This is a genomic window from Klebsiella sp. Lac1 (genome assembly GCF_009825425.1).
GTDB lineage: Bacteria > Pseudomonadota > Gammaproteobacteria > Enterobacterales > Enterobacteriaceae > Klebsiella > Klebsiella electrica.
Window position 1 is genome coordinate 2,659,435 of sequence record NZ_VJZJ01000001.1, and the last position, 23,496, is coordinate 2,682,930.

Below are 23,496 nucleotides of genomic sequence, written 5' to 3' on the forward strand. Positions count from 1 at the left end.
TTCCTTAATGAGTGAGCCAAGCCAGGACAATTAGTTATTCAGACCAAGACGTTCACCGGCATAGGAGCCGTCCAGCACACGCTGCCACCAGTTCTGATTGTTCAGATACCAGTGAACCGTTTTTTCAATTCCACTTTCAAAAGTTTCTTGCGGGACCCAGCCCAGGTCGCGCTGAATTTTTGCCGCATCGATCGCGTAGCGCAGATCATGGCCCGGACGATCTTTCACAAAGGTGATGAGATCGGCAAACTGGCTGATGTTGCCCGGCTTCTGTTCTACGACTTTATCGAGAATGGCGCAGATAGTACGTACTACATCAATATTCTTACGTTCGTTATGGCCGCCAATGTTGTAAGTTTCACCGCTCTCACCCTCGGTAGCGACTTTATAGAGCGCACGTGCGTGATCTTCCACATAGAGCCAGTCACGAATCTGTTCGCCGTTGCCATACACCGGCAGCGGTTTACCCGCCAGCGCATTGAGAATGGTCAGCGGGATCAGTTTTTCCGGGAAGTGATACGGGCCATAGTTATTGGAGCAGTTGGTCACCACTACCGGCAGACCGTAGGTACGGTTCCAGGCACGAACCAGGTGATCGCTACCGGCCTTGGAGGCAGAGTACGGACTGCTCGGCGCATACGGCGTTTCTTCCGTAAACAGGTCATCAGTGCCGTGCAGGTCACCATAAACTTCATCAGTAGAGATATGGTGGAAACGGAACGCCTGCTTCTGCGCGGCATCCAGGGTAGAGTAATAGTGACGTGCCGCCTCCAGCAGGGTAAAGGTACCGATCAGGTTAGTCTGAATAAAGGCTGCCGGACCATCAATTGAGCGGTCGACATGGCTTTCTGCCGCCAGGTGCATCACGATATCCGGACGGAAATCGCTGAACTGCGCCGAGACGGATTTTGCATCGGTGATATCAGTTTGAGTAAAGGAGAAACGTTCGCTATCGGCAACCGTCGCCAAGGATTCAAGATTCCCCGCATAAGTCAGGCAATCCATCACGCGTACTTCGTCCTGGGTATTTTCAATTATATGACGAACAACTGCAGAACCAATAAAACCCGCGCCGCCAGTGACAAGGATCTTCATATTTAACTTACCTTAAATGTTATATTCAACTGAAGAATATAGCTTATCAGTAATAAATGAAAAGTATGTTCTTCAATTAATGAAGGCGTATATAAAAATTGATAAAGAGGGTATACTTACAAGAGAAAAAACAGAAATAGTTCTTCGGAATGACAATTATTAAAAGCAATAATCACAAAAAACCCGGAAGTTTATTCCCGGGTTTGTGAAATTATTTTATTCAATCCATTCGGTGTGGAAAACACCTTCTTTATCGGTACGCTTATACGTATGGGCACCGAAATAGTCACGCTGAGCCTGGATCAGGTTAGCTGGCAGGACTGCAGAGCGATAGCTGTCGTAGTAGGCAATGGCAGCAGAGAATGTCGGGACCGGGATACCGTTCTGAACAGCATAAGCCACAACATCACGCAACGCCTGCTGATATTCATCAGCAACCTGTTTGAAGTACGGCGCCAACAGCAGGTTAGCAATGCTTGCATTCTGCTCGTAAGCATCAGTGATCTTCTGCAGGAATTGCGCACGAATGATGCAACCCGCACGGAAAATTTTGGCAATCTCACCGTAGTTCAGATCCCAGTGGTATTCATCCGATGCAGCACGCAGTTGGGAGAAGCCTTGAGCATAAGAAACGATCTTGCCCAGATACAAAGCGCGACGAACTTTCTCTACAAACTCAGCCTTGTCACCTGCTGGTTGAGCTTCTGGCCCTGTCAGGACTTTAGAAGCAGCAACACGCTGATCTTTCAGAGAAGAGATGTAACGAGCGAAAACGGACTCGGTAATCAGGGACAGAGGTTCGCCCAGATCCAGTGAACTCTGGCTGGTCCATTTACCGGTACCTTTGTTGGCTGCTTCATCAAGAATCACATCAACCAGGTATTTACCTTCTTCATCTTTTTTAGTGAAGATGTCTTTGGTGATATCAATCAGGTAGCTGCTGAGCTCGCCTTCGTTCCACTCGGTAAAGGTTGTCGCCAGTTCTTCATTAGAAAGCGCCAGACCACCTTTCAGTAAAGCATAGGCTTCGGCAATCAGCTGCATGTCGCCATATTCGATACCGTTGTGAACCATTTTGACATAGTGGCCCGCACCGTCAGCACCAATATAGGCGACACATGGTTCACCATCTTCAGCACGCGCAGCAATTTTCTCGAGAATTGGCGCTACCAGCTCATAAGCTTCTTTCTGGCCGCCAGGCATGATAGAAGGGCCTTTCAGTGCACCCTCTTCACCACCAGAAACACCGGTACCGATAAAGTTGAAACCTTCGGCAGACAGCTCACGGTTACGACGGATAGTGTCCTGGAAGAAGGTGTTACCACCATCGATGATGATGTCGCCTTTATCCAGATACGGCTTAAGGGAATCGATCGCGCTGTCGGTACCTGCGCCCGCTTTCACCATTAACAGGATGCGGCGTGGAGTTTCGAGGGATTCAACAAACTCTTGCACGGTATAGTACGGGACCAGTTTCTTGCCTGGATTTTCGGCAATCACTTCTTCGGTCTTATCACGGGAGCGGTTGAAAACAGAGACGGTATAACCACGGCTTTCGATGTTGAGCGCAAGGTTACGCCCCATCACTGCCATACCGACAACCCCGATCTGTTGCTTAGACATTACATACTCCTGTCAGGTGTGGTCGCTTCAATACAATTATAACTATACATAGTAACTATAATAACTCAAACGTATTAAAATGCATAGCCTAGATTTAAATTATAAAACTGTATATTGATATTAGTGATGCAAAAGAACCATAAATAAAATAGAAACACCTCATAATAAAAAATAAAAAATTTTAAGCTACTTAATAATAACCGTCTTGTTATCGACATGACTTGCGTTGCTACGATTCAATATAATATTAGTTCGATGATTATTTTTTCCTGTAACCTTGTTATTATCAATATTAATATTTCTTATCCCTTGACCATTGAATGATGACAAGACACCGGTCGAATCATCAATAAATATGGTATTGTTTGTTATTTTGACACCTGAAGCATTTCCTTTCCCCCCACCAAAGGAAAAAAAAGAATCAGTTATATATGACAATTCGTTATTGTTGACTATCACATTTTTCATATCTCCAGTAAAGTACATACCTGAAGAAGAATGAGATATAGAGTTACCTTCAATTGTAATATTATTTGGCAAGCCATGAATCCGATTGACGTGAACCCCAGATTCTTTCATGTTAGATAAATTATTATTATATACCTTACCATTTGAAACAGTTTCAGGGAAAACACCATTAAGGCAAAAAGATACTTCATTGTTAAATATAGAGAAATCATTTCCGTTAGTTACATTAGAAAATCCTTTCCCTAAATCACCATAAATATCAATACCATTATCTCCGCAGTGCGAAACGGCATTGTCATGGATGCTTAACCCTCGAAATTGGCTGACTTGTATGCCAATTTTTTTACAATTATTAACAACACAATTATCAATAGTTACATTTGTAACTGAGAGGTCTTGAGATACTCCACCTCGCACTAATATTCCATTACCGTTAGCATTAATGCTTGTGACTTTTGATATTTTAATATTACTCTTACACTCTAATAAAATATTGCTCGCCTGAATGCCATCAGTTTGAAGCGATGAATTCCCATCAAAGGTGATACCTATAATATCGCAGTTTTCAATTCTATTATTTTTATCACTCGCCAAAATGCGAAAGTACGCACCATTTCCATATTGACGTGGTAATAGCTTTAATGTTCCTTCACCTTTGATAACTAAGTTACTACGCATCAGTAAACAAAAAGCGCCAATGACATTTTCATTGGAAGTAGTAGCTGATAAGAAAAACACTCCTTTTGGTATATATATTGTTACTCGATAATTTTTTTTAAGGCTTAGTAAAGAACAAGCATCTAATATATTTTGAAGGGGTTTTCTATTGTCAAAATATTGGTTACCATTTTGATGGATGCGACACCCATAATCTAATATATTTATAGTGCATGCCCCATTACCGACGCATGAAACCTCATTTGCGATAGCGAGTTTCGACAGCGGGAAAATTGCACTAATTGCAAGCACTTTTTTTACAAAAAATCTTCGATTCATGCAATATCCTTAATTAATAATCATTTTCTATAGTGTTGTGATAAAAAGCTGGCAGGGAATAAATCATCTCATTTTTTTAATATTTTTAAGATTAAATGCCCCTATATGCATCTTTAAAATAACTCTTTCTCGAAAAAAATAATTCATAATAGTCAAAGATAACAACTCAATAATTAAAACACTATAAGCAGCGCCATTCATACCAAAAAAGTAAACCATTAGTGTTGAAATTGGAATGCTAAAGATTAAAATTATAACAGTCTTCTTGGATAGATATCTATACCCTGACATCTTGACGATATATCTATTTGACACAAAACCCAAAGATGTTATTACGGTCGATATACATAAGATAATAAGCAAGTTATATGCTTGCAAATATTTTACACCATACAAAATTTGAATAATGCTTTTACCGAAAAAATAGAAAAAAAATGGAAAAGTCAAAAGCACAATAAATACACATGCTGATAAACCAGATGCTTTATTCAAGGCAACATCATCATCTTTTTCAGCATAGATTTTTGATAAAAAAGAAATCGCAAGTGCATTTCCTATGAAAACCCATGCAGTACCAAGCGTCAGAGCAACCGAATATATACCAAGATCATAGCTTCCTTTAAAATACGATAATGAAAATTGATTTATCCTAGAATAAATAGTCATAGAAACCGTTGATATAACTAAGGGAATCCCTGTGTGAATCAGATATTTATTATATCGAACCTTATCATGTAATTTTATTAATGGTATTGATGGAGCATAATACAACCTAATTATAAATGGAATCAACGTGGTCAATACAATTGGTAGCGCCAAATAATATATAGGCATTTCAAAGTAAGCAACAATATAACGTAATACCAAACCGGCAACTAAACCTATAACATTAGCTATTGTATTAAATTTAGAATTAAGAGTAGCATCATTATATATAACAAAAACATCCATGGAAGTAAAAAAACAAGCAATACAAACAGAAGCAAAAAAAATCAAATTAATGGAATCAGCTTTAGGAAAAAAATACAATAATACAAGTGACGATAATGTCACATATATACATCCGCGCACAAAAAAAGTCGAATATATTAATTTAATTCCAGATAGTGTTTTTTGCGAAACACGTTTAAAAATTATATTATCACATCCCATTTGTGCTACAACCTGGACTACTTGAAAAATAGCAATAGCAAGAGCAAGCTGACCAAATCGATAAGGGCCTATATACTTAGCGACAAACGAAGTAACAAAAAACAGACCGAATAGTGTAACAAGCTTTTCTGACATCATCCACAATGCATTAATGACACTACGGTTTTTCATTGTCATCCTATTAAGAATTAAATTAAACATCAGACTTATTGAAGAATGAATACTTGCTCTATTAGTCCATTTTATTTAGTGAGGAGTAAAGTGACTCATATGCTTTCTCCCAAGAGAAGTAACTAGAGATAAAAGTATGTTGTGCAATTAAATCACATTCTTTCGCTTTTAAATTATCAATAATAGAAGTAATATCATTTAATTTATTAGGATCTAAGTATATTGCTCTATTTCCGAGATAACCATCTGTATGCCCGTGAATAGATGAAATTACATGGCATCCATAAGCATATGCTTCCAAGTCGACAAGAGATGCAACCTCAAACCAACTCGCCGACAAATGAATTTTACTGCGTAAATATATTCCTGGCATTTTTCCTGGGTCTACTCGCCCTAAGTAGGTCATATTTTCACATGACTCTATTAAATTCGTAAACCGCTCACCGTATTCTTTATCATTATTATTAATAGCACCTACAAAAGTAATTTTGTACTTAGTATTTTTAAAATGCTCGGCAATAGCTAAAGTATTTTTTCTAGACTCAATTCTTCCGCAGACTAACACATCAATATCTCTTTCTTTTTTATAATCCAGTTCAGATATTATTGTTAGATCAACACCATTTTTAACTATAAAGCTATCACTTACTGTTGTGTCATAATCAAATTCAATTGTGTTCTTTTCACCCTCAGCAATCAAAATAATACTACGAACATTGCATATAATTTCTTTTATTTTTTGTTTATAATCTAGCGAAGTTTGAAGAACACTTGGTATGAATAAATTTTTATATTTAAGTGATCTTGCTATATTTTTTATTTTTTCACGACGATGGAATGATGATATCATTTTAAAAACCATACCAAGCTTTCCGCTTCTTACTTTACTTTCAAAATAATCGATTGCTTTGTATGAATGATGAATACTTAAAAATAAAGTTTTATTCATCCTGTCTAAACCCTCCAACTTTTTATAATACGCAATGAGTTCAAGGGGTCTATCCATATTAACCAATATATAATAATCACAACTATCTGGTATTGATAAATCTGTAACAATTAATGCTTCATGACCATTTTTTTCAAAATATTTTTTATACATTTGAATTTGATAAGTATCTCCACCATTTTTATCAAATGCATCAACCCTAGTCAGAAATGCAACTTTCACGATACAACCCCTTTAATTTTAATTTCTTGCTGACTATATATATAGTAGCCATAGAAGAACCAGAAAAAAAACATAGCCTTGAAAGTGACAAATATATCAATAAATAAGGCCGTAACCGCCAAGATTAAAACATAATTAATTAATAGTTTTTGCTTTATATTTCGTAGGCACGATATAAGGAAAATAAAATACGAGAGAAGCCCGAAAATACCGGTTTCAACAAATATACGAACATAGTTCCCATCAACTGCCTTACCTGCATAAGATGGTCCAAGCCCGATTAATAATGTGACTAAATTACTACTAGTTGTCTTCACCAATGTGACCCATCGTGTAAACCTTATGAAGGCACTAGTATCACCATCACCAGAACTCGTAATGATATCATTTAAACCTTCACCATATGTTTTATTAAAATAGTCCTGTCTATTATTTGCAGCTTTCGTATTTGTAAAGATATCATCTAAGGTACTTAGAGTATCATTACTACCAAATGTTTCAAATCGAGCAGTTACACCACTAGCTGATGTAGCACTGTTTTGCTCTGATATAGTTGATGTATATGCAACGTATATTAAAGATGAAATTGATAATATGCAGATACAAAAAATCACAATTTTTTTTCTGATAATTTTAGCGACACTTGCCATATTACCAAATATTAAAACCAACACTGCACCAACAAGGGTTATGCGTGATTGTGTAAGTAAAAGCATAAATGATGAGAGAGCACTGAAGGTGGCATTTTTTGTCATAACAAAATATGACATTAAAAACGCAGCTACAGCAGCAAGTTCCCATGGCCCTCCAGTATTTGCAATTGCTCTATTAAAAGAAAAATTACTTACACCACCGATAATACCGAGAGTTTGGCCGCCAATCAGAATGAGACAATATACTACATATATTCTTAGCGTTAAATCTGGGGAGAATTTTAGCTTAGCTAATTCATAACCCAAAGCTATATATATATAATACTCCAACGGACGTATCGTAAATAATATGCTGGATAAGAAATCAACCTCTCCAAAAATGGAGTTATAGACTGTTGATATTGTTGATACGAGAAAATATAACAGAAAGAAAAGAACTGGTTTTTTACTTAAGAATATACTTCCTGACTTACCTTTTAATAAGTATATTAAAACGAAGAGCATGATCATTATATCATCAATTCTGATGGAGGATAATATACCTCCTCCCTGCTCATCACCGCTACGACCTAATAGTGATAACTTAAAACCAAAAATGGTATAGACAAAAATAAAGATCAAGAATTTTTTGTACATAAGGCACCTCAATGCCTCTCTTTTAGGATTCTTGCAGGATTTCCGACAGCTACTGAATTATCCGGAATATCCTTTGTTACAACAGCGCCAGCACCTATAACAACACCATCACCTATATTTACTCCATCTAATATAATAACATTATTCCCAATCCAACAATCATTTCCAACAGTAATACCTTTGCGAGTAACGCCTTGTTCAAAAATAGATGAATCTGCACTAAAGCTATGATTCTCAGCAATGAAACTAACACCTGCTCCGATCTGACATTTTTCACCTATTCTTAGAAAGGCAGCAGCTCCAAGATTACATCTTGGACCAATATAAGTTTCGTTACCTATAACGATACCTTCACCTAAATTATTTGTATCGCTTGTAATTTGTAGCCATGCATACTCTCTGATTGTTACTCGGTCACCTAACTTAACTCCATGCTTACTTAAACAGTTGATATATGAAAAATCACCAATATAACAAAACTGACCAGTGACAAGATGGTTAGAATGAATAATTCTAGTTCCTTTTCCTCTAAAAAAAGGAAATTTTACTTTATTTAACTGATAGACGCTAAGACATAACCCACGCATCAGAGGAGTAATACCTCTTCGAGTAAGATATATGAGGTAATCGAAAAAATTTAACTCATTAGCTCGTAGCTTATTTTTTATTTTATTAAAGCTCATTAAGTACCTCTTTATAGGTCTCTAAGTATGCATGTGTTGAATAATTGATAGTGAATTTATTTAAATCCACACGTGCATTACTAACTAACTTAGTATTATGCAACTGAATTATGCTTTTCATTGATGAGAAATAATCATTGTCACTACATACAGTTCCCACTACACCAGGAACAATCTGTTCGGGAAGGCCTCCACGGTCAGATACAATGACACTTTTCCCCATAAAAATAGATTCCATCGCTACGCGCCCAAAGGGTTCATTATATCTTGAGGGAACAACAACACAATCAACTTGATTAAAGAAATCAATGTTTTCAGTATAACCGATGAAATGTATATCTGTTCTTTGCTCAATTAAATTCTTGTAATCAGGATATATCTCCAAAAAGTCATCCAAAGTAGATCCCGCAATTAGCAATTGATAATCACTATTCCCAAATTTCAAAAAACCGTCAATCAGAAGGTCTAACCCTTTTTCTTTCGCTGCTCTACCTATAAACCCAAACACCTTTAGTGTTTTTATTTCTGAGCTAAGCGCAGTTTTTCTGTAAGTATTAGGATCAAACCCATTATATATAACTTTATTTTTTGTGTCGTTAAAAAAACCACAAGTTTGGTGATAACTACGCATGTACTCACTATTATATATGACACAATCAACAGATTTAGAAAAAATATTCTTTAAGCATCTTTTTATTTTCAGTATTTTTGTGTTATGCTCAGAATAAATATCCCTATACCAAGACTCATTATCCAACAAATAATAATCCCTTGTTGTATGGACAATTTTAAAACCAAATAGTTTTAGGATTGGAAATACTAACGGGGAAACACCCTTTATATTATTAGTGTGTACAATGTTAACCCCTTGTTTTTTTAAAAATACAGCAAGCATTATACACATCGGTAGGTTGGCGATATCAAAAGTGTTCCATATTATTTTTTTTAAAACACTCTTCTTTGTTTTATCAGTCGGCCAATAAACATTTAATAATGGAATCTTATATATATCAACACCATTATATTGTATCTTTTCGGATCCTTTTTTAAACGGATTTAATGTTACAACTCTGACGTCTTCGCCCAAGGAGATCAACTCCTTCGCTAGCTCCAGACATGAGCGCTCACTTCCTCCCGACATTTCTGGATATGTATTCAGATTATATATTGCTATTTTTCTTATCATAACTCTCCCCTAGAAATAACTCTTGCTAGTAAATAAAAAAACATTATATTTTAAGATTTATTCCTTGACTTTATACTTTACCTTAAAGCTAATGACATTACCCTCCTAATTAAACCATAAGCCCATGGTAATATTCACAATATCTTACAATGGCACTTTATAAAAATCACCAATAAAATATTAAAATGAACTTAGTTTTTCCAGAATCGCTTATGCATGCTGCAGATTTTTACTAGACTCTTTGGAAGATGTTTATACTGCTGACCTAGTTTATACCCTGTTATCTTCATTACATTATTGAGCAGAGCCAAAGGAATATATAATATTCCCTTTCTTAGAAGGTAACGGAATTCTGAAATTATAAATTTTTTTCCTTCACCACCGGCGCCACCAAATTTTTCTCGTATCCAAGGCTGCTCAGAGTGAAAAACTCCAATATCAAAATATCGCTTAAACTCCTCTTGCGGCAGATAGTTATGCGAATGGCGAACGACCGCATCAGCTACATATGCTACTTTATAGCCAGCAAGAACGGCTTTGGCCGTAAAATACATATCTTCGCATAAAATTGTGTTAGACGGAAACCCCCCTAACTCTTGAAAAACACTAATCCTATATGCAGAGAATGAATTAGACATGAATACTGTTTTCAAACCCAACACAGTACTATCCTCGTACCCACATGTATGGCTTTCTTGCGGATAATTAAAATACCTTGCATGTTGGGCAATAGGGTTTGCATTCGAGTGAGGTAATTGACGCCCCCAAGCGCAAGCAATTGATGGATCATCAAATACACTGATTATTTTTTTAACGAACTCCGGTTCAGGTATTGCGTCTTGAGTTAAGAATATAACAATATCATTGTTATCTACATTGTTGCTAACAGCTAGATTTCGTGTACCTCCATGATTGAAATCAGCGCTGGAAATGATTTCAACACCAAAACCTGAATTTTTTGCTATATTCACAGTTTGATCTTTACTACTTGAATCAATAATATATACCAGAGTATTTTCAGGTGTATATTTCTGAATATTACAAGCTGCTTCCTTCCAAATTTCCCCACCGTTATAAGTAGGTATAGCAATAAAAAATTTCATAGCATCCTTATTTCCATTAATTCTTGCTTACTCAATATGCCCCATCTTTTTTTAACACAACACCGATGGTCTTGAATAAAATAGCTATGTCGTTCCACATAGACCAATTTTTAACATACCAAGCGTCTAAATATACCCTAGTCTCATAATCTACGTCACTCCGCCCGCTTACCTGCCATAAGCCAGTCATCCCTGGTTTACTCAGTAAATAATAATCCACCTCATCATTATAACGCTCTAGTTCTGCTGTAATAATTGGTCGAGGCCCCACCAGACTCATTTCTCCGCGAAGTACGTTAAATAACTGCGGTAACTCATCAAGACTAGTCCTACGGAGAAATCCTCCAATCTTAGTAATACGCGGATCATTTTTTAATTTGAAAGTTGCATCCCACTCTTCTTTTGCTGCAGGATCATTTTCTAATAATTCAGCCAATACTTCTTTTGAATTAATAACCATGGAACGGAACTTCAAACATTTAAATGACTGTCCATCCTTTCCTATGCGCTCATGCCCATAAATAGCAGGACCACCGTCTTTTTTCACTTTTCGACTAATATAAATTAATGCAGGGGAAAGAACTATAATAATGGCCAATGAGCCTATAATATCAAATAGTCGCTTAAGAACCCTCGATGACCATTTAGCCAGATTTTGTTGTACACGAAATATCATTACCTCATGGCTAAAGATGAAAGACATATCAGTACTATCTAATGGCATCCCGCGTAATGTTGGAATTACTGAAACATAGCGATATCCCTTTATCATAAAGTTACGTAGCCATGTATTCCTAATTTCGCTTTGATGTGATTCTACTGCCACAATGAATTGCGTCTTTTTATCTTTTGTTGCTAACCAATTAAGGTCATTTTCTAATACAGGAATCCCATATATACTCTCTCTTGAGTTGAATTCCTCTTCACTATTAATAAAACCAACAATAACTAACCCAAGATTACGCTCACTGCTGATTGCTTTATATGCTTCGAGTGCATTAACACCACTACCGATAATCCATGTATCACGCTGCCATAAATTAAAATAATCAAGAAATCTTTTCGTACTCATTCTCATAACAGGCACAAGGAGTAATACAAAAAACCAAGTCAATACCCATAACAAGCGTGGAAATGACCACGTAGTGAATGCCATGACTGCAATTTCAATAATTGCAAAAATAACTAACGTACGCAGTATTTCTTTTAATTCAAACCAAAATGTTTTACGGTAAAAGTAATGACGTAATCTCATTGAATACCAAGCAACACAACACATTCCTAACAACCAATGTAGTGCAATCCATCCATCTAGATGATTTTCTTGAACTACATTCGTATAATTATTTGTTATTAACTCTAGCAACCCCATTGCCAGATAAATAGATATTGTGAAACTTACAAAATCAGATAATGCTAATGCAAGACTGACAAGAATATTCCTGCCGAATAGCGTCATAATTCCCTCTCATCGATTGTAGGGCATTTGAATAATTAATATGCTGGGTAGTCAATATCAAGACTCTTGTAGCAACCGAGGCGAATTACGCCTCGGTTAGGGCTAGATAGCTAATTATTTATCATCACTATATGAATATCCATAGTGGCTATATCCGTATCCATAATAACTGCTAGCTTTCTTAACTATCCCATTCAAAATACAGCCTTTGACTAATACTCCACTTTGTTCAAAACGTTTAACACTCACTTCTAATTCTTTAACTGTATTTTGTTCGAAACGCGCAACAAGCAATGTCGTACCTGCATAATGCCCGATAACTGCAGCGTCAGTGACTGCTAGGATTGGAGGTGTGTCTATTATAACAATATCATAGTGTTGACTGGCCCATGTTATTAGCTCACCAAACCGGCGGTGCATCAGGAGTTCAGCAGGATTTGGGGGGACCATACCTCTTGAAATAAAATCGAAACCTATCATTTGTACTTTTTTTACAGATTTTTCGATATCAATCTTCCCAGATAAAAAATCTGACAGGCCATTCTCATTTGATACATTAAATAATTTATGCGTGTATCCTTTTCTCATATCAGTATCAATCAAAAGGACTTTTTTACCAGTTTGCGCAATTATTGTTGCTAGGTTTGTACTGACAAACGTTTTACCCGCGTTTGGGCTGGCGCCTGAAATCATCAGTACATTATTCCTAGCTTCCATCATTGCAAAATGCAAGCTAGTTCTTAGGCCCCTAATTGCCTCAATCGCGATATCGGCCGGGTTTTCAACTGCAAGAAATCCTTGAGCCTCATCATTCGATTTTCTTTTCCAACCCTTTTTCTGCATTGATTTTTGCGAAAGCGTCTCAGCAACTGGTATGCTAGCGTAAACGTTTATACCTATCTCTTCAAGTTGTTCAGGACTCTCTATTCCACGACGTAAAAAAACTCGAAGTAGCACTAAGCTAATAGAAAATATTCCACCGAGTACAATACCAATTATTACGATAACAACCTTTTTAGGCTTAACAGGTTCCGGTAATGTAACGGCATTATCAATAATACGAACATTCCCAATAGCGCTAGATTTTGAAATACTCAACTCTTGTTGACGATTCAGTAATTGCATATAAACTGCACGTCCTGATTCTACATCTCTACTATATCTCAATATCTCTTGCTGAGTTTCAGGCATACTTGAAACTCGTTTATTTAACTTTGTTTTCTCATCTTGTAATGTTTTTCTTTTTTCCATCAAGGCTTTATAAGTTGGGTGCTCTTTTGTATAAAGCTGAGATATTTCAGACTCGCGAAACGTCAATTCATTTAACTGATTATCTACATTAACTATCTGATCTAAGACTGACTTCGCCTCTAAAGACAAATCCACAGAGTCATTCTGTCGTCTGTATGTATTTAATTTATCTTCCGCCTTATCTAACTCTTCTCTAACCTTTGGAAGTTGTTGATTTAGAAACTCTAAACTCTTTTGATCTTGAGCAGCCTGACGTGCGATATTTTGTGCAAGATAATTTCCACTAATACTGTCAAGTATATTTTTTATTAGTGTCGGATCGTCTCCCGTAACCGTTAAGTTTAGCATTCCAGTATCTTTCCCTTGATCTGATACAGAAAACACTTTTTGGAGTTCAGTGATAGCATCCAACTTAGTAACTGAATAAATATCGAATACAGTACCTGTTGGCGCGGATATATTATCAACTTTGATTGAAATACCATGTTCGTTTACTAACTCACCAACATGCCCCTTCAATTCAAAGCCATTTCCATACAATATATAATTCGAACTATCGATGATTTTAATCTTGGCCTTAGCATCATTACCTTCGATTTCTGTGATATAAAATCTCGATACCGAGATTGTACTCTCTTTTTCTCCGCTTAATCTTGCCCACCCAGCACCAACTAATGGAAAATGACTCTGTACTACTTTTGTCTGAAGATTTAGATCCTCCACTGTTTTGCCTAATATCATTCGAGACTGCAGCAGCGCAATTTCAGGTGCTGATTGTGGTTGACTGTCAGGCAACATTTGGCTCAAATTGCTTAAAATAGAATTCGCCTGTTTCTCTTCGACTTGGATCATTGCATCTGCTTGATAAATTGGAGTCGCAAATAATGCATAAACAAGTGCAAAAAGTGTAAATAATGCCGTAACAGATACAATTAGTTTACGATGATCTATTAACTCACCAACTAAACGCCCCAAATCAATCTCATCAGAATCTTTTTCTGCGGTTTTCTTATTTACTAACATGCATTCATTCCTGATTATTATGCACCGAGCTTCTTAACCCAACATTTGCCGGCCTGCTCAATTAAGTCATAGACAGAAGCGAATGCTTCTTCACTTTTATGATAAGGATCAGGTATATCTCTTTTCCCTATCCATTGACCAAACAGCATTGTTTTCCCTCTTGCCTCAGGAGAAATACGACTAATCTGCTCAATATGAGATTTTTCCATGGCAAGAATCAGATCATACTGTCTGCCCAGCTCAGACGTGAACTGCCTTCCCTTATGCCCTTCCATCGATATTCCATGTAGCATTGCTATTTTGATTGCAGAGCTATCGGCATCGCAATCTATTAGAGCACCGGTTCCTGCTGAATCTATTTTTTTATAGGGTAATTCACGCTGTAAAAATCGCTCTCCGATGGGAGAACGACATATATTACCTGTACAAACGACAAGAATTGAATCAAACATAATTATCACCAAGTCCGTACAAATTTCGCCGTTTCTGTTATATCGTGCACACCATTAATAGTTGGAACTAATTGAGATATAACTCTGTTCCAGCGAACCAATGGCGTAGCTGTTACATAGACAATATCATAAGGCTGCAATTGGAATTCGGTACCTAAGACCATTGCTGAAGCATCTTGCGCGTTAAGCTGATAGATATTGGCAATTTTACCTTGTTTATCATTTTTCAATTGACGAATGACAAACACACCAGTTGCATCGCTCATCGCTTGTGACATCCCTTCAGCATTACCAATAGCTTCAGCTAAAGTCATACCACTGCGATCCATTTTCATCGTGCTTTGTTTCCCGACTTCTCCCATTACGAAGACTTTCAGGTCGTCATTACGTGGAACAAACAGAATATCACCGGGATACAGCAAATGGTTCTGGCTCAAATCTCCTTTCTGCATTAATGCATACAAGGATATTTGAGTATCCTTACCATTATGTGTTAATACAACATTTCGCCAGTCGGCATCCGGTGCAAGCCCACCAGCGGCATTGATTGCATCCATAACAGTCAGTGGAATATTAGTAATCGGCTGTTGACCAGATTTCATCACTTCGCCTGTAACATAGGCTTTTTGTGAACGAAATGCAGCAACGCTGATATCCACTTGCGGGCTTTCAATATAAGTTGTTAAACGGCTTGCAATTTCTTGACGTACCTGTGCAAGAGTTTTACCTGCAACCTGAACTTTGCCAATATAAGGATAGAAAATTGTACCGTCGGCGTTTACCCAGTTCCCCGTATCACTGGCACTACGGTATTGCCCTGCAGGAGTTGTCAACTCTGGGTGATCCCATACGGTCACCATCAGCACATCGCCGACGCCGATGCGATATTCATAGCTTTTCAGTAGATTATCCAGTTGCGGGTTAGGTTGCGCCATTACTGTAGTTGGACGTAGCTGATCGATCAGCCCAGGTGTCATCGGATAAACGTTAACCAGCTTATCCAAATCGTAATCGCTATCCGGTAATTCAACCACGTTTTTACGCAGGCTATTCAATCCCTGCCCTGGCAAAATAGTACAACCCGCTAATAACCCGATTGCCAACGCTAATGCCGAAAATCTAACCATTTTTTTCTTCATAATGTCACATCATCAGTAAACTAAAATTTGCCAATGCCTGAGCTACATATCGTCCACCAGTCTATTCCTGCCTGGCTGCACGCGGAGAATGGTAGGCTAAACTCCATTCTCCTGACTTCCTGTAGCATCTAGCCTATAAACTAAATGGGATCTCGATCCCGGCGCTTGCGCCAACATCATCGCTATCGCTATGGTCCGCATTGGTATACCACAGCGACGTATTCAGACGAACGGTCTTATAGACATCCCCGCTCCACCCCAACTGTACACCTTTCAATGTGTCGGAGTGCGGGAATGCCTTATTAATTGATTGATCCTTCGGATTCACTTTGGCATAGACCAGACGAGTGCTCCAGCGCTGATTATCTTCAGTTACCAGTTCAACTTTACCGGCAAACAGCTGCCCATCTCCCCCCATCGCGTCTCCCAGCGGGTAACCCTGCTGATAATAACCATCTTTATAAATATGGTGGTTATAACTATAATTTGTTCTACTCATATTTGAGCGCGTATCATGTGCTTCTACATACCAGTTAATCGCATCTTTCCCCCAGCCATGGTGTCCTTCCACACCACCAAGGTACATATTCGCAGAAGGCAAGAAACCTGATTCATCCTCACCAATCATCTGGCCATATAAGCTCACTGGCAAGCCGAGAGTCGGTTCTAGTTTCAGCTTAAAGTCAAACCCTGCCAGCTGGTTGCCAGGCTCATTCTGATCGTTTGCCGTGGTATTGTCTTTCCCGGTAAAACCATCCCAGAAATTACTCAGCGATTGCGGGCGCCCTTCCCCGCCCCACTGCATAATCCGTGAAGCGCCCAGTTCCAGAGACTGGAACGGGGTGAAGGTCAACCGACCGCCGATAATCTTAGTATGGGGTACCGCGGTGTACTGATTCATCTGACTGGCGGAGATCTGATACTGCCAGGGACCAATCCAGCGTAGCCACCAGGTTTCCGGCGCCGCCTGCTCAGCCCGCTGCATCAGGAAGCCGGTCAACGGCCGCATCGCATCCCCGCGGATCAGGCTCCCTTCATAGCCAGGCCCCCACCACTGCGGCATCTGGCCGAAAGACAGCCACTGGTTCCAGAACTTCACCGCGCCGTATGCGCCGTTGGCATTGAAACGCGAACCGTTGCTGATGCGCTCGCCGCCTTCAGCATTCCCCTGCAGGTGAACATCCCACCAGTCGCCGCTGTTATTAAAGGCCAGCGACAGCGAATTATCCGCCGGCTGGCCTTGTCCGAAGCCCTGCGGGGTTCCCGGCTGGTCGGTTGAGGTGTAACCGCTCACGCGGAAATCAGCCTTTAATGAGGAAAGTCGCTGATTGATACGCGCCAGCACCACCTGTTCAGAAGAATAGGAGGGTTTGGCTTTTTTTAACGCCCGGGTAATCTCTTCCTGACTCAGGGGCCAGGTAGAAAGGCTAAGCTGGATAACCCCCCTGTCAGAAAGCCAGGAGAGATCGTTACGCAGTTCGTTATCATTGAGAACCAGACCAGAGGCATAAACCTGCGCACTCATCGATGTCAACAGCCCCAAAGCAAGTGCAAGACGCGCGATTTTCATCATTGTACAAGATCCATTTTTAGCCCCGTTTCCGCAAGCAGGCGCGTCATGGGGAATATGAGTTTAGAGAGCGCACGCTGACGCCAGTCGTAGTATGTTTGTTCGACAGTGATGATGCAATAACCTGTAGCTTAGAACGTCATCAGCCACTCATGATTTCAAAATGTTCAGTGCACGCCAACGTCCCCACACCGGTTATCTCCTTAACCGAGAACATGAGCTATCTCAAGTCAGCCAGAGGTATAAAACGCTGTTGAGTCAGAAATATTGCTGATTATATACGGCAGTGGCGGGTAATCATCCGTCACAACCGGTTTTAGGAATTTCGAACATATGAAGGTGACTGCGGAATTGAGGCTGACGGTTTCGATACGCTACCGCCCCTGGCTTAACAGCTACCAATGCACTGTACTTCATTTATACATTTTAGCTGGCTCAGCGCCCGCCTGATTATTATTCACTGACAGTATTTTAGCGGCATTAAGTTTACGAGATTCTGCTGGCAAATGGGAGTAAAAATGACAACTATTCGCTTATAAAAACAGCTAAAGCTGACTCATCCGACAAGTGGACCGCTCCTCAATAAGATTGTTTAATAATATCTCGCCGGGCCAGCCTGCGGAGCTTAGCTCATCCATCGATAAAAGTTAACTAACTGTTTTTTAAGTGTTTTTTCTGGAAAGCTAAATTAACTGAACTTATTAGCATTACTTTCGTCAACTACAAAAATTAATACCCTTAATTCATTTTTTTATACTTGACAAACATAAGCCATATTCATGATTACGACGCACTCTGTCTATTTAGGATATTTCTCAGCCTCAAGACGTCCTGCGCCAGCAAAAATATTATTCAGATGTAGTAACAACTCTTTATTTCACGCATATGAATGTGGAGACAAGGTTCGTTTTATTATTTTCACTCACATCATTCAGCAGCGCACTCAGTAAAAACGCTTATGCAAATCCGCCCTGGTAAAAGGTTTTTCCAGCGGGCCAAGCTTGACGGCAATGTCTCCCAGCAGAGACTGTGTGGGCGCTTTAGCCCCGGTATTGAGCAGCACCACCGGAATGATAATCAGACTGAATACTCCGCCCCATGAGAGTTGCGCATCAACCACCCGCGATGAGTTCCGCTGCAGCAGCAGAAACAGTGCGCTACCGCAGGCACCAAGCAGCAGCCCGGCAATCACTTCAGACAGGGAATGAGCATGAATCGCCAGACGGGAATACCCCACGAGGCCAGCCAGCAAATACCCCATCACCATTGCGGTCCGACGTAAAGCTACGCTACCGCGAGCGCAGAGCAGCCATAAGAAAATGGGCCAGAAGGCCGTAGATAAAGCGGTGTGCCCGCTAAAACCCGTGAAATCAAGCTCGCGGATGCCGATCCCCCAGCCCATAAAAACCAGTTTTGATGCACTGACGATGGCACCGGTGATACCAAACAGCGAACCCCACTGCCAGGCTATCTGCCGCGAAGGCCTGCGCAGAAATAAAACCATGAACACTGCTGCCGCACTGGGTAACAGCACGGTACTATCGCCAAAAAAAGAAACCCACTGCCAGTTCATTTATTTTTCATCCTTTGACGATTTCTCCAGTCCGCAGCGCCTTTTCCATGACGTTGGTATGGGCATACACATCCAATAACTTCACATTTTTATGCATGCATGACTGTTGTTTAATGCGTAAGCATGATCTCAGTCAAGTTTTATTTTTTTATGACAACCCGCAGCATGCATATTTTTTTAAGAAAGTTCTTACTAAGTGATTATTAGCAAACATAAAATTCTGCTACTCCGACCATTCCATCACAGGAGGGCCAGCACAACAACCAGATGTCTCCGAAGTCGCTTTTTGTGTATACATTTAGCGCGTTTCAGCAAACAGGCATAACCATCTGATTTATATTGATTAATATTTATCTAAAATATGCTGTTTTAATCAACAGCATTGTCTTACAGAAGCATGCGACATAATGAATTTATGCCTCATACTTCTGTAAATCCTGCATTTTCACACTTCTGAAATCTGGCTCCGCCTATTTACGCAAGTAACTTCTTAATACTTTCGCGGAATTTCGTGCCTTCTTTATGGTTACGCAGCCCGTAGTTTACGAAGGCCTGCATATAGCCCATTTTTTTGCCGCAGTCGTAACTTTCGCCCGTCATTAACATGGCGTCCACAGGCTGCTTCTTCGACAACTCAGCGATCGCATCGGTCAGCTGAATACGGCCCCATGCGCCAGGTTGAGTGCGCTCCAGCTCGGCCCATACATCGGCGGAAAGAACATAGCGTCCTACGGCCATCAGATCGGAATCCAGCGTCTGCGGCTCGTCAGGCTTCTCGATAAACTCAACGATCCGCCCAATCTGCCCTTCCACGTTCAGCGGCTCTTTGGTCTGGATCACGGAATACTCGGACAGGTCGCCTTCCATTCTCTTGGCCAGCACCTGGCTACGCCCGGTTTCGTTAAAGCGGGCTACCATGGCTGCCAGGTTATAGCGCAGCGGGTCGGCGCTGGCATCGTCCAGCACGATATCCGGCAGCACAACAACGAACGGGTTATCCCCTACGATCGGGCGGGCGCAAAGAATAGAGTGCCCCAGTCCCAGCGGCTGCGCCTGGCGTACGTTCATAATGGTCACGCCCGGCGGACAGATTGCCTGTACTTCAGCCAGCAACTGACGTTTGACGCGCTGCTCAAGCAACGCTTCCAGTTCATAGGAGGTATCGAAATGGTTTTCCACGGCATTCTTAGAAGAGTGGGTAACCAGTACAATCTCCTTGATGCCTGCGGCCACAATCTCGTCGACGATATACTGAACCATCGGCTTATCAACGATTGGCAGCATCTCTTTCGGAATCGCCTTGGTGGCCGGCAACATATGCATCCCCAATCCGGCTACCGGAATAACTGCTTTCAAACTTGCCATTCTCATATCCACCCATATAGTGATAAATCTTCGATACCCGCCCGATTACAGGTTCCCTTGGTATCAATCTGTGATATTACCCTTTTGCACTCAGTCCGACTTCCTGCAAAATTCCGAAACTACATGTTTCATCAGAGAATACACTCAAAGTATTAGGTCCGACAGAGTGGTTTAAGAAATTTCTCATGAAACTGACGTCATCTTCTGCGCTGTGTCAGGACTTTCTCCTGTTTTCGCACAACTTACAGGATTTCTCTCTACTTCCCCGGCGGCGGACGCGACGGAGGTCGCTATTGAATACTGCGTAAAACGCAGAAAAAAGAGGGGTTATTCTCATGAACACCCGGCCATAATTCATAAAAATAATGATTGCCGCTATTTTCGCTAGAAAATAACGCAGAAAGCTTTCCGCTGCGCCCATCATGCCTTCCCTCGCCCCTTGCCCGCTATCCATGCCTTCCATCGGCTCTGTGCTTTACACCTCATTTCAAACTACTTGTATCCTCTGATTAAACAAAATATTTTGCAAGCCACGACATTCAGTAGGATGAAAATCTGTATAGCGACGATTTGTTGATTGAATAGGGTGTTTTCCCCTGCTCCTGATGGCGTCTGATTTTCATACTGCTATTCGTCCAGAGAGGGCAATAATCCGGCATTATTGATCCAGTACAATATTTGCAAATTTATATTCAGTTGTTCGCCGCCATACTTTTTCCTAATGAGCTTATTCGCATAAAAAATAATCGCGCATGTCTATAATTCATGCAGTTTAATATCACGAGCCGGGACATTCTCCCGCTTCTCGCAACGGCATGAGGTGAGAATATATTGCAATTTAACCGTCGCTTATCCATGATCGACGGATGGCACTCTCAGGTAGTATAGGTTTTAACTAATGATGGAATGGATTGCCGACCCCTCAATTTGGGCCGGTCTCATAACGCTGGTGGTTATAGAGCTGGTTCTCGGTATTGATAACCTCGTTTTTATCGCAATCCTGGCGGAAAAGCTCCCTCCGGCCCAGCGCGATCGCGCGCGGGTGATTGGCCTGCTGCTGGCGATGCTGATGCGTCTGCTGCTGCTCGCCTCGATATCCTGGCTGGTCACTCTGACCAGGCCGCTGTTCACCTACCACGACCTCAGCTTTAGCGCACGTGATTTGATTATGTTGTTTGGCGGGTTATTCCTGCTGTTTAAAGCCACCGTTGAACTGAATGAACGGCTGGAGGGTAAAGACAGCGATAATCCGGTTCAGCGCAAGGGGGCGAGGTTCTGGGGCGTGGTCGCCCAGATTGTGGTGCTGGATGCTATCTTCTCCCTCGACTCGGTGATCACCGCCGTAGGCATGGTGGACCATCTGGCGGTGATGATGGCGGCCGTGGTTATTGCCATGAGTTTGATGCTGCTCGCCAGCAAAGCGCTGACGCGGTTTGTCAACAGCCACCCGACTATCGTTATTCTCTGTCTGAGCTTCCTGCTGATGATTGGTTTCAGCCTGATTGCCGAAGGGTTTGGCTTCCCCATCCCGAAAGGTTATCTGTATGCGGCCATTGGCTTCTCGGTCATCATTGAGTCGCTGAACCAGCTGGCGTTGTTCAACCGCCGTCGCTTCCTCTCCGCGAACCTCACGCTCCGCCAGCGGACGACCGAAGCGGTGATGAATTTACTCAGCGGGCATAAAGAAACCGCCGAGCTCAGTAGCGAGACCGCCGCACTCATTGACAGCCAGGTCGATAACCCGCTGTTCAACCCTCAGGAACGCCGGATGATTGGCCGGGTGCTGAATCTCAACCAGCGCACCGTCAGCAGTATTATGACCTCGCGCCATGATATCGAGCATATTGACCTCAGCGCGCCGGAAGATGAAATCCGCGCGCTGCTGGAGAAAAATCAGCACACCCGGCTGGTCGTCACCGGCGGAAATGATGATGAAGATCTGCTTGGCGTGGTTCACGTTATCGACCTGCTACAGCAATCGCTGCGCCACGAACCGCTCGACCTGCGCGTCCTGCTCCGGCAGCCGCTGGTGTTCCCTGAGACGCTGCCTCTGTTGTCAGCGCTGGAGCAGTTCCGCCATGCCAGGACCCATTTTGCCTTCGTGGTGGATGAGTTTGGTTCCGTTGAGGGGGTGGTGACGTTGAGCGATGTCATGGAAACCATCGCCGGCAATTTACCCAACGAGGCTGAAGAGATTGATGCCCGCCACGATATCGTGAAAAACCCTGACGGCAGCTGGACCGCCAATGGGCATATGCCGCTGGAAGATTTAGTGCAGTACATTCCCCTGCCGCTCGATGATAAGCGCGAGTATCACACGATTGCCGGTCTGTTGATGGAAAATCTGCAGCATGTCCCTGAAGCGGGCGAAGAGGTGAAAATTGGCGACTACATCGTACGAACGTTGCAGGTCGAGAGTCACCGGGTGCAGAAAGTGCAGATTATCCCGCCGCCGCCGCGGGACGATGAGCTGAGCTACGAAGTGTGAGCCCCGCGGCACTGTTGCTCTCCCCTGCGGCTCTGTCGCGCTCCCCCGGTGGCGCTGCGCTTACCGGGGCTACGGGTCGGAAGCCTGGTAGCCCGGATAAGGCGTTAGCGCCGCGATTCGGGTCGGGCGGGTCGTACCGGGTCAATCGTAGACCCGGCAGGTCGCGCCGTGATCAATCATGGTCAGGCAGGTGGCACCGTTGCTTTCCCCGGTGGCGCTACGCTTACCGGGGCTACGGG

At 41.4% G+C, this 23,496-nt stretch carries 17 protein-coding genes; 1 reads left to right on the forward strand and 16 read right to left on the reverse strand.

All coding sequences use genetic code 11. The features are described 5' to 3' along the window. Positions 1-30: 30 nt before the first annotated feature. The 16 genes from rfbB to galF form a co-directional block, all read right to left on the reverse strand. Positions 31-1,095 (reverse strand): dTDP-glucose 4,6-dehydratase, encoded by a 1,065-nt coding sequence (rfbB, locus tag FNY10_RS13120; protein WP_160702738.1) that lies wholly within the window; start codon positions 1,093-1,095, stop codon positions 31-33. 216 nt (positions 1,096-1,311) lie between these two features. Beyond that, positions 1,312-2,718 (reverse strand): NADP-dependent phosphogluconate dehydrogenase, encoded by a 1,407-nt coding sequence (gene gndA / locus FNY10_RS13125; RefSeq protein ID WP_160702739.1) that lies wholly within the window; start codon positions 2,716-2,718, stop codon positions 1,312-1,314. Positions 2,719-2,904: 186 nt separating this feature from the next. After that, positions 2,905-4,182 carry a right-handed parallel beta-helix repeat-containing protein gene (locus tag FNY10_RS13130; RefSeq protein ID WP_160702741.1) on the reverse strand — a complete coding sequence of 426 codons (1,278 nt, stop codon included), beginning with the start codon at positions 4,180-4,182 and terminating at the stop codon, positions 2,905-2,907. Positions 4,183-4,245: 63 nt separating this feature from the next. Continuing rightward, positions 4,246-5,505 (reverse strand): oligosaccharide flippase family protein, encoded by a 1,260-nt coding sequence (locus FNY10_RS13135; protein ID WP_160702743.1) that lies wholly within the window; start codon positions 5,503-5,505, stop codon positions 4,246-4,248. A 61-nt stretch (positions 5,506-5,566) separates the two neighbouring features. Then, complete coding sequence (locus FNY10_RS13140; protein ID WP_160702745.1) at positions 5,567-6,676, reverse strand: glycosyltransferase; 1,110 nt, start codon at positions 6,674-6,676, stop codon at positions 5,567-5,569. Further along, entirely contained in the window at positions 6,673-7,965 is a 1,293-nt protein-coding gene (locus tag FNY10_RS13145) for an O-antigen ligase family protein (RefSeq protein ID WP_160702747.1), read from the reverse strand. The genes FNY10_RS13140 and FNY10_RS13145 overlap by 4 nt, the downstream gene beginning before the upstream one ends. A gap of 8 nt (positions 7,966-7,973) precedes the next feature. Further along, positions 7,974-8,648, reverse strand: a complete 675-nt coding sequence (locus FNY10_RS27225; RefSeq protein ID WP_160702749.1) for a DapH/DapD/GlmU-related protein — start codon at positions 8,646-8,648, stop codon at positions 7,974-7,976. Further along, a complete protein-coding gene (locus FNY10_RS13155; RefSeq protein ID WP_160702751.1) occupies positions 8,638-9,834 on the reverse strand; it encodes a glycosyltransferase in 1,197 nt (398 codons plus the stop codon). The genes FNY10_RS27225 and FNY10_RS13155 overlap by 11 nt, the downstream gene beginning before the upstream one ends. Positions 9,835-10,025: 191 nt before the next feature. Beyond that, positions 10,026-10,937 carry a glycosyltransferase gene (locus FNY10_RS13160; protein WP_160702753.1) on the reverse strand — a complete coding sequence of 304 codons (912 nt, stop codon included), beginning with the start codon at positions 10,935-10,937 and terminating at the stop codon, positions 10,026-10,028. A gap of 31 nt (positions 10,938-10,968) precedes the next feature. After that, positions 10,969-12,396, reverse strand: a complete 1,428-nt coding sequence (gene wbaP, locus FNY10_RS13165; RefSeq protein WP_160702755.1) for an undecaprenyl-phosphate galactose phosphotransferase WbaP — start codon at positions 12,394-12,396, stop codon at positions 10,969-10,971. A 114-nt stretch (positions 12,397-12,510) separates the two neighbouring features. After that, on the reverse strand, positions 12,511-14,670 hold the full coding sequence (locus tag FNY10_RS13170; RefSeq protein ID WP_160702757.1) for a polysaccharide biosynthesis tyrosine autokinase: 2,160 nt from the start codon (positions 14,668-14,670) through the stop codon (positions 12,511-12,513). A 17-nt stretch (positions 14,671-14,687) separates the two neighbouring features. Further along, entirely contained in the window at positions 14,688-15,122 is a 435-nt protein-coding gene (locus tag FNY10_RS13175; RefSeq protein ID WP_160702759.1) for a protein tyrosine phosphatase, read from the reverse strand. 5 nt (positions 15,123-15,127) lie between these two features. Further along, positions 15,128-16,261, reverse strand: coding sequence for a polysaccharide export protein (locus FNY10_RS13180; RefSeq protein ID WP_160702761.1), 1,134 nt, complete (start codon positions 16,259-16,261; stop codon positions 15,128-15,130). Between the two features lie 133 nt (positions 16,262-16,394). After that, positions 16,395-17,834 (reverse strand): capsule assembly Wzi family protein, encoded by a 1,440-nt coding sequence (locus tag FNY10_RS13185; RefSeq protein ID WP_160702763.1) that lies wholly within the window; start codon positions 17,832-17,834, stop codon positions 16,395-16,397. A 940-nt stretch (positions 17,835-18,774) separates the two neighbouring features. Further along, positions 18,775-19,404, reverse strand: coding sequence for a phosphatase PAP2 family protein (locus FNY10_RS13190; protein WP_160702765.1), 630 nt, complete (start codon positions 19,402-19,404; stop codon positions 18,775-18,777). 474 nt (positions 19,405-19,878) lie between these two features. Beyond that, on the reverse strand, positions 19,879-20,769 hold the full coding sequence (gene galF / locus FNY10_RS13195; RefSeq protein WP_160702767.1) for a UTP--glucose-1-phosphate uridylyltransferase GalF: 891 nt from the start codon (positions 20,767-20,769) through the stop codon (positions 19,879-19,881). A 901-nt stretch (positions 20,770-21,670) separates the two neighbouring features. Between galF and FNY10_RS13200 the strand changes: the two genes are divergently transcribed. After that, positions 21,671-23,257 (forward strand): TerC family protein, encoded by a 1,587-nt coding sequence (locus tag FNY10_RS13200; protein ID WP_131048271.1) that lies wholly within the window; start codon positions 21,671-21,673, stop codon positions 23,255-23,257. The last annotated feature ends 239 nt before the right edge of the window (positions 23,258-23,496 follow it).